Annotated in this window: 14 protein-coding genes; 8 read left to right on the forward strand and 6 right to left on the reverse strand. The window is 52.4% G+C overall.

The annotated features are described in order from the left end of the window. Positions 1-61: 61 nt before the first annotated feature. On the reverse strand, positions 62-706 hold the full coding sequence (acrR, locus tag GY169_RS17670) for a multidrug efflux transporter transcriptional repressor AcrR (RefSeq protein WP_167576468.1): 645 nt from the start codon (positions 704-706) through the stop codon (positions 62-64). Positions 707-848: 142 nt separating this feature from the next. Between acrR and acrA the strand changes: the two genes are divergently transcribed. The 6 genes from acrA (at position 849) to GY169_RS17700 (ending at position 7,633) form a co-directional block, all read left to right on the forward strand. Next, on the forward strand, positions 849-2,045 hold the full coding sequence (gene acrA, locus GY169_RS17675; protein WP_163445952.1) for a multidrug efflux RND transporter periplasmic adaptor subunit AcrA: 1,197 nt from the start codon (positions 849-851) through the stop codon (positions 2,043-2,045). A 22-nt stretch (positions 2,046-2,067) separates the two neighbouring features. Continuing rightward, positions 2,068-5,214: a multidrug efflux RND transporter permease subunit AcrB gene (gene acrB / locus GY169_RS17680; RefSeq protein WP_064547999.1), complete on the forward strand. Its 3,147-nt coding sequence runs from the start codon at positions 2,068-2,070 to the stop codon at positions 5,212-5,214. Positions 5,215-5,749: 535 nt separating this feature from the next. Then, positions 5,750-6,124 carry an Hha toxicity modulator TomB gene (gene tomB / locus GY169_RS17685; protein WP_064547997.1) on the forward strand — a complete coding sequence of 125 codons (375 nt, stop codon included), beginning with the start codon at positions 5,750-5,752 and terminating at the stop codon, positions 6,122-6,124. Positions 6,125-6,149: 25 nt separating this feature from the next. After that, positions 6,150-6,368 (forward strand): HHA domain-containing protein, encoded by a 219-nt coding sequence (locus GY169_RS17690; protein ID WP_064547995.1) that lies wholly within the window; start codon positions 6,150-6,152, stop codon positions 6,366-6,368. 134 nt (positions 6,369-6,502) lie between these two features. After that, the gene (maa, locus tag GY169_RS17695) at positions 6,503-7,057 is read left to right on the forward strand and encodes a maltose O-acetyltransferase (protein ID WP_163445951.1); all 555 of its coding nucleotides are present in this window, start codon (positions 6,503-6,505) and stop codon (positions 7,055-7,057) included. Between the two features lie 105 nt (positions 7,058-7,162). Then, positions 7,163-7,633: a YlaC family protein gene (locus GY169_RS17700; protein ID WP_163445950.1), complete on the forward strand. Its 471-nt coding sequence runs from the start codon at positions 7,163-7,165 to the stop codon at positions 7,631-7,633. Here GY169_RS17700 and GY169_RS17705 read toward each other — a convergent pair. After that, positions 7,602-9,053: a PLP-dependent aminotransferase family protein gene (locus tag GY169_RS17705; RefSeq protein ID WP_167576469.1), complete on the reverse strand. Its 1,452-nt coding sequence runs from the start codon at positions 9,051-9,053 to the stop codon at positions 7,602-7,604. The genes GY169_RS17700 and GY169_RS17705 overlap by 32 nt on opposite strands. 103 nt (positions 9,054-9,156) lie before the next feature. Here GY169_RS17705 and GY169_RS17710 point away from each other — a divergent pair, with 103 nt between their 5' ends. Further along, positions 9,157-9,855, forward strand: coding sequence for a GNAT family N-acetyltransferase (locus GY169_RS17710; RefSeq protein WP_167576470.1), 699 nt, complete (start codon positions 9,157-9,159; stop codon positions 9,853-9,855). Here GY169_RS17710 and ykgO read toward each other — a convergent pair. The 3 genes from ykgO to GY169_RS17725 all read right to left on the reverse strand — a co-directional run bounded on the left by ykgO (position 9,852) and on the right by GY169_RS17725 (position 11,448). After that, entirely contained in the window at positions 9,852-9,992 is a 141-nt protein-coding gene (gene ykgO, locus GY169_RS17715) for a type B 50S ribosomal protein L36 (protein WP_003859006.1), read from the reverse strand. The two genes, GY169_RS17710 and ykgO, sit on opposite strands and share 4 nt — an antisense overlap. Beyond that, positions 9,992-10,255 (reverse strand): type B 50S ribosomal protein L31, encoded by a 264-nt coding sequence (locus GY169_RS17720; RefSeq protein ID WP_167576471.1) that lies wholly within the window; start codon positions 10,253-10,255, stop codon positions 9,992-9,994. Before GY169_RS17720 ends, ykgO begins: the two co-directional genes overlap by 1 nt. Positions 10,256-10,374: 119 nt before the next feature. After that, a complete protein-coding gene (locus GY169_RS17725) occupies positions 10,375-11,448 on the reverse strand; it encodes a LacI family DNA-binding transcriptional regulator (RefSeq protein ID WP_065356850.1) in 1,074 nt (357 codons plus the stop codon). Positions 11,449-11,717: 269 nt separating this feature from the next. On the opposite strand from GY169_RS17725, the gene GY169_RS17730 reads away from it, so the two are divergent. Further along, positions 11,718-12,983 carry a maltoporin gene (locus GY169_RS17730; protein WP_065356851.1) on the forward strand — a complete coding sequence of 422 codons (1,266 nt, stop codon included), beginning with the start codon at positions 11,718-11,720 and terminating at the stop codon, positions 12,981-12,983. Positions 12,984-13,246: 263 nt separating this feature from the next. On the opposite strand, the gene GY169_RS17735 is transcribed toward GY169_RS17730, so the two are convergent. Next, a complete protein-coding gene (locus GY169_RS17735; RefSeq protein ID WP_167577332.1) occupies positions 13,247-13,561 on the reverse strand; it encodes a glucose PTS transporter subunit EIIB in 315 nt (104 codons plus the stop codon). Between the last annotated feature and the right edge of the window lie 19 nt (positions 13,562-13,580).

The following is a 13,580-nucleotide window of genomic DNA, read 5'->3' on the forward strand; positions in this document are numbered from 1 at the left end:
ACTTCTGGCTACAGGCGAAAAGTCGCAGAATCCAGGATTATTCCTGGTAATTAAGGAAGGTTCAGGCCGGCGTCTCGCCGCGCAGCGTCGGGCAAAATTGGTACATCTCGAGCAGGATGGCGACATAAGCCTGCGCCTCTGCCCGTAGGTCGAACGAAGTTGGGGCAAACAGCCAGTTTTCCATCAGCCCGGAAATATAGCTGCGGGTGAGAATAGCCGCGCGGCGACTGAGCAAATTAGCCGGTAAGACGTTGGCTGCCACACATTCATTTAACGTCTGTTCAATGCGATCGTAACTTTCCAAACATAAATTACGCTGTGCCTGTTGCACTACGGCCATTTCACCGACAAACTCACATTTGTGAAAAATGATTTCCATCATCAGACGTCGGCGCTCTTCGAGCACGGTAGCTTCGAGAATGTAAACCAGGATTTCCCTCAATACTGAGAGTGGATCCCCCGGGAATTTTGCCCGATACTCAATCTCAAGATCGCTGATGCTGGATTCTGATAACGCCCAGATTTCGTTAAACAGATCCGACTTATCCTTAAAGTGCCAGTAGATTGCCCCACGCGTCACCCCAGCCGCTTTTGCAATCTCGGCAAGTGAAGTAGATGATACCCCCTGCTGTGAGAACAACCGTAGGGCAACATCCAGTATGTGCTGACGCGTAGCTTGCGCTTGTTCTTTGGTTTTTCGTGCCATAGGTCGGTGAAATTGCAGGGGTTAGATTTACATACATTTATGAATGTATGTACCATAGTATGACGATAATACAAACGCAGCAATGGGTTTGTGGACGCTTGTTCCATTGATCAATTTGAAATCGGACACTCGAGGTTTACATATGAACAAAAACAGAGGGTTAACGCCTCTGGCGGTCGTTCTGATGCTCTCAGGCAGCTTAGCGCTAACAGGATGTGACGACAAACCAGCTCAGCAAGGTGCACAACATATGCCAGAAGTTGGCGTTGTGACGCTCAAATCTGAACCTCTTGTAATCACGACAGAATTACCGGGACGTACCAGCGCCTTCCGTATCGCGGAAGTTCGTCCGCAGGTCAGCGGTATTATTCTGAAGCGCAACTTTATCGAAGGTGGCGAAATCACAGCGGGCGAATCGCTGTATCAGATTGATCCGGCAACTTACCAGGCGTCTTATGAAAGTGCGAAAGGTGATTTAGCGAAAGCCGAAGCGGCAGCGAACATCGCCAAACTGACCGTCAGCCGTTACTCTAAACTGCTGGGTACTCAGTACATCAGTAAACAGGATTACGATACCGCCCTGGCCGATGCCCAACAGGCTAACGCCGCCGTTGTCGCCGCAAAAGCCGCCGTAGAAACCGCGCGTATCAACCTGGCTTACACCAAAGTCACCTCGCCTATCAGCGGACGCATTGGTAAGTCTTCGGTCACCGAAGGCGCGCTGGTACAGAACGGGCAAACCACCGCGCTGGCCACCGTTCAGCAGTTGGACCCTATCTATGTTGACGTTACGCAGTCCAGCAACGACTTCCTGCGCCTGAAGCAGGAGCTGGCGGATGGCAAACTGAAACAAGAAAACGGCAAAGCGAAAGTGGATCTGGTGACCAACGACGGCATCAAATATCCGCAGAGCGGCACCTTAGAGTTCTCTGACGTGACCGTTGACCAGACGACCGGTTCTATCACGCTGCGCGCGATCTTCCCGAACCCAGATCATACGCTGCTGCCAGGCATGTTCGTGCGTGCACGTCTGGAAGAAGGTACCAACCCGACTGCACTACTGGTGCCTCAGCAGGGTGTCACCCGTACGCCACGTGGCGACGCGAGTGCGCTGGTTATCGGTGAAGGCGATAAAGTTGAAACCCGCCAGATTGTTGCAACCCAGGCCATTGGCGATAAATGGCTGGTGACCGAAGGTCTGAAAGATGGCGATCGCGTCATCATCAGCGGTCTGCAAAAAGTGAAACCTGGCGTTCAGGTAAAAGCCCAGGAAGTCACTTCTGACGATAAACAGCAAGCCGCAGCAGGCGCTGCTCAGTCAGAACAATCCAAGTCTTAACTTAAACAGGAGCCGTTAAGACATGCCTAATTTCTTTATCGATCGCCCCATATTTGCGTGGGTGATCGCCATCATTATCATGCTGGCTGGGGGGCTATCGATCCTCAAATTGCCGGTTGCGCAATATCCGACGATTGCGCCGCCTGCAATTTCGATCACAGCCATGTACCCCGGTGCTGACGCCGAAACGGTGCAGAACACGGTTACTCAGGTTATCGAACAGAATATGAACGGTATCGATCACCTGATGTACATGTCCTCCAACGGCGACTCCACCGGTACCGCAACCATCACGCTGACCTTCGAATCCGGTACCGATCCGGACATCGCTCAGGTTCAGGTACAGAACAAGCTCGCACTGGCAACGCCGCTTCTGCCGCAGGAAGTTCAGCAGCAGGGTATCAGCGTTGAGAAAGCGTCCAGCAGCTTCCTGATGGTCGTCGGTGTTATCAACACCAACGGCACCATGAACCAGGACGATATTTCTGACTACGTGGCAGCGAACATGAAAGACGCCATCAGCCGTACCAGCGGCGTGGGCGACGTTCAGCTGTTCGGTTCTCAGTATGCGATGCGTATCTGGATGGACCCGAACAAGCTGAACAACTTCCAGTTGACGCCGGTTGATGTCATCAGCGCTCTGAAAGCGCAGAATGCCCAGGTTGCGGCAGGTCAGTTAGGTGGTACGCCGCCTGTACCTGGCCAGCAGCTGAACGCCTCTATCGTGGCGCAGACCCGACTGACGAATACCGAAGAGTTTGGCAACATTCTGCTGAAGGTCAATCAGGACGGTTCACAGGTTCGCCTGCGCGACGTTGCGAAAATTGAGCTCGGCGGTGAAAGCTATGACGTGGTAGCGAAGTTTAACGGACAGCCGGCTTCCGGTCTGGGGATTAAACTGGCGACCGGCGCTAACGCCCTGGACACCGCGAATGCCATTCGCGCTGAACTGGTGAAAATGGAGCCGTTCTTCCCGTCAGGCCTGAAAATCGTTTACCCGTACGACACCACCCCGTTCGTTAAGATCTCGATTCATGAAGTAGTGAAAACGCTGGTCGAAGCGATCATCCTGGTGTTCCTGGTAATGTATCTGTTCCTGCAGAACTTCCGCGCGACGTTGATCCCAACCATCGCCGTACCGGTCGTCCTGCTCGGGACCTTTGCGGTGCTTGCCGCGTTCGGCTTCTCGATAAACACCCTGACGATGTTCGGGATGGTGCTCGCCATCGGGCTATTGGTGGATGACGCCATCGTGGTGGTCGAGAACGTTGAGCGTGTGATGGCCGAAGAGGGCCTGCCGCCTAAAGAAGCGACGCGTAAGTCCATGGGCCAGATTCAGGGCGCACTGGTCGGTATCGCGATGGTGCTGTCCGCAGTATTTATCCCGATGGCCTTCTTCGGCGGTTCTACCGGTGCTATCTATCGTCAGTTCTCCATCACTATCGTTTCGGCGATGGCGCTGTCGGTACTGGTGGCGTTGATTCTGACGCCGGCGCTGTGTGCCACTATGCTGAAACCTATTCAGAAAGGCAGCCACGGCACAACCACCGGTTTCTTCGGCTGGTTTAACCGGATGTTCGAGAAGAGCACGCACCACTACACCGATAGCGTAGGCAACATTCTGCGCAGCACCGGTCGTTACCTGCTGCTGTATCTGATCATCGTTGTCGGCATGGCGTTCCTGTTTGTACGTCTGCCAAGCTCGTTCCTGCCGGACGAAGACCAGGGCGTATTCCTCAGCATGGCGCAGCTGCCTGCCGGTGCGACCCAGGAACGTACGCAGAAAGTGCTGGATGAGATGACCGATTACTATCTCACCAAAGAGAAAAACAACGTTGAATCCGTCTTCGCCGTAAACGGCTTCGGCTTCGCGGGACGTGGTCAGAACACCGGTATCGCGTTCGTGTCGCTGAAAGACTGGAGTGAACGTCCGGGCGCAGAGAACAAGGTTGAAGCGATTACCGGTCGTGCGATGGGCTACTTCTCGCAGATTAAAGACGCGATGGTGTTCGCCTTTAACCTGCCGGCTATCGTAGAACTGGGTACCGCGACCGGCTTCGACTTCCAGCTGATTGACCAGGCGGGTCTGGGACACGAAAAACTGACCCAGGCGCGTAACCAGCTGTTCGGGATGATTGCCCAGCACCCAGACGTGCTGACCGGCGTACGTCCTAACGGCCTGGAAGATACGCCGCAGTTCAAGATTGATATCGACCAGGAAAAAGCCCAGGCGCTGGGTGTATCCATCAGCGACATCAATACCACTCTCGGCACGGCCTGGGGCGGTAGCTACGTCAACGACTTCATCGACCGCGGTCGTGTGAAGAAGGTGTACCTGATGTCTGAAGCGAAATACCGTATGCTGCCGGAAGATATCGGCAAATGGTACGTTCGCGGTAGCGATGGTCAGATGGTGCCGTTCTCCGCATTCTCTACTTCACGTTGGGAATACGGCTCACCACGTCTGGAACGTTACAACGGTCTGCCATCAATGGAAATCCTGGGTCAGGCGGCTGAAGGTAAGAGTACCGGTGAGGCCATGAACCTGATGGAAGAACTGGCGGGTAAACTGCCTGCGGGTATCGGCTACGACTGGACGGGGATGTCCTACCAGGAACGTCTGTCCGGTAACCAGGCCCCTGCCCTGTACGCGATTTCCCTGATCGTCGTCTTCCTCTGTCTGGCAGCGCTGTATGAGAGCTGGTCAATTCCGTTCTCGGTTATGCTGGTGGTTCCGCTGGGGGTTGTCGGTGCGCTGCTGGCCGCAACGCTGCGCGGTTTGACCAACGACGTTTACTTCCAGGTAGGTCTGTTGACCACCATCGGTCTATCGGCGAAAAACGCCATCTTGATTGTTGAGTTTGCCAAAGACCTGATGGACAAAGAAGGTAAAGGTCTCATCGAGGCGACGCTGGAAGCGGTTCGTATGCGTCTGCGTCCAATCCTGATGACCTCGCTGGCCTTTATCCTCGGCGTAATGCCGCTGGTTATCAGTTCCGGTGCAGGCTCCGGTGCTCAGAACGCCGTTGGTACCGGCGTAATGGGCGGGATGGTCACGGCGACCGTACTGGCTATCTTCTTTGTACCGGTGTTCTTCGTGGTCGTGCGTCGTCGTTTCAGTCGTAAAAACGAAGACATTGAGCACAGCCATAAGGTTGAGCATCACTAAAACGCTCTCACCGAAAGGGCCGCGCAAGCGGCCCTTTTTTTTATCCCGTTGCCAACAATCTTAAAACGTCTATTTTTTAATCATTCATTAATAAATGTGAATCGTTGAGTCCCTGTAATAATAAAAATAACGTGGACTGTTAATTTTAAGAATTTGAGATTTATCTTTAATTTATTTCGAATAATCTGGAAAATGCGTATTCTCTTTAAAAAAATTAGGAATTTTCCTAACATAAATGAACGCACCAACCCTGGCAAACCGCTGTCTAAGCTTATGAATCGACATAGCCTGTAACCTCTTCTGAAGCAAAACAAGACGTTAGCTTTTCTCTGCTCATTCATATGGGTGAGAAGAAGAAAAATTTAACCGTCTGAGATTTAATTGTAATTTTTCGTAATAGCTCGGTGAAATCTTTTGCGGAGTAGATTATAGTTACAGCAGATCAGGAACAGGTGCACGTTTCAGGTTGCCAGCAGTACCATCCCACACCGGTATTTGTTATTCGTTGTTTGCACTACGACAAGGGGGATGCGTTATGGACGAATACTCACCAAAAAGACATGATATCGCACAGCTTAAGTTTCTTTGTGAAACCCTGTATCATGATTGTCTTGCCACACTCGAAGAGAGTAACCATGGCTGGGTGAATGACCCTACCTCGGCGGTTAACCTGCAGCTTAATGAGCTGATAGAACATATTGCGACGTTCGCACTTAATTATAAAATTAAGTACGACGACGATAATAAACTGATTGCACAGATTGACGAATATCTGGATGATACTTTCATGTTATTCAGCAACTACGGCATTAATAGCGTCGACCTGCAAAAATGGCGGAAGTCAGGGAACAAACTCTTCCGTTGTTTTGTCAATGCTAGCCGTGCTAACCCTGTTAGCCTGTCTTGTTAAAATTATTACAATCAATGGGTGAATTATGTCTGATAAACCACTAACTAAAACCGATTATTTGATGCGTCTACGCCGCTGTCAGTCTATTGACACGCTGGAACGCGTTATTGAAAAAAATAAATATGAACTCTCTGATAATGAGCTGGCGGTATTTTACTCAGCTGCCGATCATCGTCTGGCAGAATTGACGATGAATAAACTGTACGACAAGATCCCTTCAACCGTGTGGAAATACATCCGTTAATTTTTTCTGTTTCATGCATGACTTCTCCCTGTTATGTGACTGATTGTGTGAATGGCATCACATCGACGAATGGGGAACGTTCCCAAAGCGCTAATCACCTTTTAAGGTGATGGCTCTATTAAAGGGAGACGCCCATGAGCGATGAAAAACGTAAGATGATTGCCGGCGAGCATTATCGCCCGGCCGATGACACGCTAAGAACGGACAGGATCCGCGCAAGGCAGCTGATTCACCGATATAACCATACGGCTCCGGATGAAAAAGCCGAACGCACAGCGCTACTCAACGAGCTGCTCGGCCAAGGTGACGATGCTTATATCGAGCCAACGTTCCGCTGCGACTATGGCTACAATATCTTTCTTGGCGCCAACTTCTACGCTAACTTCGATTGCGTCATGCTCGACGTCTGTCCGATTCATATCGGCGATAACTGCATGCTGGCACCGGGTGTACATATCTACACCGCCACTCATCCCCTCAATGCCATTGAACGCAATAGCGGTATCGAGTTCGGCAAACCGGTGACAATCGGCCACAATGTGTGGATTGGCGGACGTGCGGTGATTAACCCCGGCGTGACGATTGGCGATAACGCGGTGATTGCTTCCGGCGCTGTTGTCGTGAAAGATGTTCCAGCCAATGCCGTTGTCGGCGGCAACCCGGCCCGCGTCATCAAGATGTTAGCTTGATAACAGCAACAGACTGTTATGCTTTTTTGCAACCAATCTGTTACTTTCTGCATGGATTAACGCAACATACAATAGGCTATTCCGCCTAACGTTGCCGAGCAAAAGATGTCAGAGATCCAGCGATTACTCACGCAAACTATTGATGAACTCAACGCCCGCGAAAAGCGCGACAACCGGCCGCGCTTTAGTATCAGTTTTATTCGCAACCACCCCGGCCTGTTCATTGCCATGTACCTCGCCTTCTTCGCCACCCTGGTGGTGATGATGCGTTCCGACACGCTGGCCGATTCGGTTTGGCTACTGTGGCTGCTGTTTGCGCTACTGAACGGCTTCTTCTTCTTCGACGTCTATCCGCGCTACCGCTACGAAGATATCGATGTGCTGGATTTTCGCGTGTGTTACAACGGTGAGTGGTACAACACTCGCTTCGTACCACCGGAGTTGATTGACAATATCCTGCACTCTAACCGCGTCGACGGTCAGTACAAAACGCAGCTGCAAAAAATGGTCACCACCAAGGGCGACCTGTCGTTCTACGACGTCTTCACCCTTGCCCGCGCCGAAGCGGCGCAATAAGCCGCTGTAACGTCCGTATTGCCGGTGCAAACTGTGAGGCGGACGTATTACCATAGCCCAACACCAACCCCGTACGGGCATGCTGACGGTCGAGATAAAATGTGCTGAGCGCGCTGGGCGTCATCTGATGCGCACGCGCCTGGCGCACCAGCGACACGTCATCAATGCCGTCAATAGCGACCGTCATATGTAACCCGCCCTCACCCGCCATTAATTGGTGCGGAACGCTTAATTCCTCTTCCAGCGCCGCGCGTAGCTGCGCCTGACGCTTGCGGTACAGACGGCGCATCGCCGCCAGATGTCGGGCATAGTGTCCTTCCTCAATAAAGCTCGCCAGCGCCCGTTGCTCCGCCCGATGTCCACCGCGCAGCAGCGCACGAATAGCAGGTTGTGCCGCCTCCACCAGCATCGGCGGCAGGACCATAAATCCAATGCGCAGCGATGGGAATAACGTTTTGCTGAAAGTACCGAGGTACACCACCGGCGCGTTGTCGTCCATGCCGCGCATCGCCGGAATCGGCTCACCGCTGAAGCGAAATTCACTGTCGTAGTCATCTTCGATAATCCAGCAGCCATGCTGGCGCGCATATTCCAGCAGCGCCAGCCGTCGCGCCACGCTGAGCACCCTGCCGGTCGGATACTGATGCGAAGGTGAAGTAAAGATCAGCGTCGGTGGCGGCAAATCATCGGCAATTCGCATTCCTTCGTTATCGACCGCCACGCCCTCCAGCACAAGCCCCGACGCCATAAATGCGCTTTTCGCGCCGAAGTATCCCGGCTCCTCTACCCATGCTCTCTGCCCCGGTTCACTCAGCAGATGGGTGCAGAGATTCACGCCTTCCAGCGCCCCTTCCGTGATCACAATTTGCCGCGCATCGCAGTCGATACCCCGCGATAGCGCCAGATGCCGGGCAATCGCCGCCCGCAGCGGCCACTCTCCCGCCGCATCGCCGTAGCCAAGCAGGCTGCTACCCTGTTCGCGCAAAACGCGATCCAGCAATCGACGCCACAGCGGCAAAGGAAAGTAGTTGATAGCCGGCGTGCCGGGGGTGAACAGGAGCGGCGGCGTATCGCGAGGCTGTACCTGCGGCAAATCCAGCAGGCGTTCCGGCAGTGAGACAGGGATACAGTCTGTGGCCCCCGCCGTCTGCGGTAAAGACGCCACCCGGGAGCCACGACGATCGCGACGTAGATAACCTTCCATCGCCAGCTGTTCCAGGGCGGCGTTGACCGTATTACGTGAAATGCTCAGCCGCTCGGCCAACGTCCGAGAACCAGGAAGCCAGCTCTGCGCCTGGAGCTGTCCGCACAGGATGGCGTCTCTGAGCGCCGCGTACAGGCTGCGTTGCAGCGTCTCCGCACCGCGCGCCGCAAGCGCATCATTCAAGAGAGTAAAAAAGGGATCGTCGGGAATATTCATGGCTGCTCCTCATGGCACCATCAAAAGATACTCTGGTGGCACTTTTTATGGAACCAGCAAAGCCCTACGCTCGACGTATTGTTTATTTCCCTAAGGAGAGGTTATGAGTCAGCTCAATCAATTTGGTCAGCTAATTGGCGATGCCCTGCCGGACTGGCAGCCACGCCCGTATCCGCAGCGCGTGGTGCTGGAAGGTCAGTATTGCCGTCTGGAACCGCTAAGTCTGCAACATGCTGATGCGCTCTTTGCCGCCCATCAGCAAGCGGCGGATACCCGCAACTGGACGTGGCTACTGCGTGAGCCAGAGGGATCGGTGGAAGAGTATCGTCAGTGGATCGCCGGCGTGGAATCCCTTCAGGATCCGCTGCACTTTGCGGTAATAGATATCCGCACCCAGCAGCCAGTGGGCTCGCTGGCACTGATGCGTATCGAGCCAAATCATGGGGTGATGGAAGTGGGGCATGTTCACTTTTCGCCACTGCTTAGCCGCACGCCCGCCTCAACGGAAGCGCAGTGGCTGTTGATGCGCTACGCCTTCGAGACGCTCGGCTACCGTCGCTATGAATGGAAATGCAACAGTTTCAATGAACCCTCACGCCGTGCGGCACTACGTTTAGGTTTTCAGTTTGAAGGACATTTTCGCCAGGCGCTGGTGATTAAAGGCCACAACCGCGATACCGACTGGTTTTCCATTATCGACGGCGAATGGCCCGCGCTGGACCGCGCCTTCCAGGCCTGGCTTGCCGCCGATAACTTTACCGCCGACGGCAAGCAGCGCCAGTCCCTGGAGGCCTTTCGTTAACGACGTTTTTTGCGCCCCTGTACGGCTTTAAAGCGGGGGTTGGATTTACAGATCACGTAAAGACGACCTTTGCGCTTCACTATCTGGCAATCCGGATGGCGCTGTTTCGCACTGCGCAGCGAGTTAAGTACCTGCATCAGGCCCCCCTTTTCACATCAACAAAGCGGCCAAAACGCTGGGTAAAGCGCGCGACGCTACCTTCGGCGGAAACGCTGCGCTGCTTCCCGGTGTAGTACGGGTGCGATTTGGAGGAAACATCAATCGTGACATAAGGATATGTCACGCCTTCCAGCTCAATTTCCCGGTCCGTTTTGATGGTGGAACCGACTTTAAAGTACTCGTTAGCGCTGGTGTCGTGGAATACCACGGTACGGTAATGGGGGTGGATGTTCGCTTTCATCTGAGCCTCAACTAATATGTTATAACATAACAATTACGATACGCCGTCAAAAAGCGCTTTGCAACCCTACAGTTTTAAGGGAAATAGCCGAAGTGCAGACTGCACTCCGGCAAGGGAGGTTAGCGGCTAAGCTGATGCGCAATCGCGCGCAGCTGCTCGGCAATCGCCTGCATATCTTTGCCCTGCTCCACCTTCGCACCAGAAGAGTGGCGCACGACAAGGCGAGCAGGGAGAATGGATGAAGTCCGTGACGAGGCGTTGTCGTCACTTTCAAGAATGCGGCGTACCGCCTCTTTGCCCTGCAAGTCCAGGTCTAGCGATACCGTGGTCAGCGCTGGGTAGAAAAATGAGCTTTCATAGGTGTCATCGTAACCAATCACCGACTTTTCGCCGGGAATGGCGACCTGATGCTGATGAAATGCGCTCAGCACCCCTAACGCCATCTGATCGTTCCCCACCAGCACCGCCGAGAAATCCGGGGTCTCGCGCAGCATTTGCAGCGCACAGGCATAGCCGCTTTGTGCATCCCAGTTGCCGTGCAGCACGGTCACCGGCTTCAGTCCGTAGCTATTGAGCGTATCCAGCCAACTTCTCAAACGTAGGTTGGCGGAGACAGAACTCACCGGGCCGGCCAGAATCGCCATCTCACGATGACCCGACTCATACAGATATTTGACGCTGGCACGGGTGCCATCTGCCGGATTAAACGAAACGTTATACACCGAACTATAGGGATCAACATCGAGGAAAAGACAGACGATATCATCGTTGTCATCTGCAATTTTCTGTGCTGTTTCAGTCTCTAATGGTACGTTGATAATCACTTTGCTGACCAGCTGTGATTTCAGTTCGTTGATCGAATCCTGAACACTATGATTGACGTTCTCATCAATCATCGAAATCAGTACCTGATACCCCTCTACATTTGCGTAGCGTTTCACCGCTGCCGCAACCTGAGAAGGCGCGTGCAACGCCAGTGAAGTGGTCACCAGTCCAAGGGTATGAGTGGTCTTGCCAACCAGCTGCTGGGCAAGTCGGTTTGGGACATAGCGGAGTGCCTCGATGGATTTCTCCACCTTGTGGCGTGTGGCTTCGGATACATTGGCAGATTTATTGAGTACCCTGGACACAGTCTGGTAGGAGACGCCCGCATGGCGAGCAACGTCTTCCAAAGTTGCGCTTTTAGACTTCATCGTCCGGTTCCTTATGTTGTTATCGCTAGATTGTAACAGGGGTCATCCCAAAAAACGTCTACCGACCTGATTTATGACATACGATAACATAAAAAAGATATACGCCCACATTTCCATGCAACAAGAAACCCCTTACAAAATGAACATAAAATGGTTAATTTATTTGCAGTTAGTCACATATCAACAATCAAATGTTTGCCAGATTTTACATTTAGGCATTTTATTACACTCGTTATGTGAACGTAATACAAATCAAAACGAGGATAATAATGAAAACAACCCTACGCACGCTTTCAATTGCGTTAGCTACTGCGCTGACTTCATCTTCTCTGCTGGCGGCAACGTCAGTTCCTATTGATTTCCATGGCTACCTCCGCTCCGGTGTAGGCGTTTCTGGCGATGGCGGAATGCAGGAATGGCAAAAAAACAAACTCGGCCGTTTGGGAAACGAAGCCGACACCTACGGTGAACTTGAATTGGGTTCTGAGGTGTATAAGAAAAACGATGTCAGTTTCTACCTGGACTCAATGGTCAGCATGGTTTCCGACGGTTCAAACGATAACGAAACTACCTTCGGCGACGATGCGCAGTTTGGTCTGCGTCAATTAAACCTACAGATTAAAGGGCTTATCCCGGGCGATCCGAATGCGGTTATCTGGGGTGGGAAACGCTATTACCAGCGCCACGATCTGCACATCATTGATACCAAATACTGGAATATTTCCGGCTCCGGCGCCGGGATCGAAAATTATACCGTCGGCCCTGGCGCGGTTTCATTGGCCTGGATCCGCGGCGACGCCAACGATGTCGACTATCGCGTTGACGGTGATAACGACGTAAACATTAACTACATTGACCTTCGCTATGCGGGCTGGAAACCATGGAGCGGTGCCTGGACCGAATTCGGTATCGACTACGCCATGCCGAACGCAACTGACAAACAGAAGGATTACGGCGGCTTGTATGATGCTGATAACGGTGTGATGCTGACCGGTGAAATCAGCCAGGATATGTTTGGCGGCTATAACAAGCTGGTGCTGCAATATGCCAACAAAGGCCTGGCGCAGAACATGGTCTCCCAGGGGGGAGGTTGGTACGACATGTGGAACTACGTCAATGATGCCACCGGCTACCGTGTTATCAACACCGGTCTGATCCCAATTACCGACAAGTTCTCTCTTAACCACGTGCTGACCTACGGTTCGGCGGATAACACCACCGAATACACCGATAAATCACGTCTGGTCTCGTTGGTTGGCCGCGCGCAATATCAGTTCACTGAATATGTACGTTTAATTGGTGAAGTGGGTGGTTTCTATCAGAAAGACTCCTACACTGACGGTAGCCACTATAAGCAGAGCGGCGAGAAATACACCATCGCGTTAGGCCTGGCAGATGGCCCTGACTTTATGTCTCGTCCGGAGCTGCGCGTCTTTGCCTCTTACCTGAATGATTCCGAACAGGGCAATGCCTTTAACGACGGCACCGCCAGCGATACCTGGAACTTCGGCGTGCAGGTGGAAGCCTGGTGGTAATACGTTAACCTGACTGAATCATTGTTTTGCCCTAATTCTATCTTTTGTTATTTGCGCCAATTTTATATTTGCCACTCCATTATTGTTTCTATCATCTGGCCTTGGGGATAATGCTATTATTAGGTTGTCCTCTTTTTTTATCGCACCAATAATAAAAAACCCCGATATCAAATCAGGGTTTTCATATAAAGCTATTATTTCCCAAATAAACGAAGCGCCATCCGGCAGAACCGTGAAAAATTTCCAGATGGCAACATACTAATTTATTTATTACCCGTAAAGTGTTCATCTAACAACTGACGCAGCGCATCAGATTGCTTGCCAAAAATAGCGTGAACCTGCTGCCCCAGAATAATAACCCCCAGCGCACCTTCATTCTGCAACGCCTGAGAATCCACGACAGACAGGTCCTTAACCGTGACGCGCAATCGCGTAATACAGGCATCAACATTTTCAATATTATTCTGACCACCAAATGCGCTAATCAGACGCTGAATTTGCTGTTGCTCATTGGCGCTTAATGGCACCGACGGTTTAGGCTGGGAGAAGTAGTGCAGGAAGGATTTAAGACTGACCATCATCGACGCTCCTTGATTA

This window comes from Kluyvera genomosp. 3 (assembly GCF_011765685.1).
Lineage (GTDB): Bacteria > Pseudomonadota > Gammaproteobacteria > Enterobacterales > Enterobacteriaceae > Kluyvera > Kluyvera georgiana_A.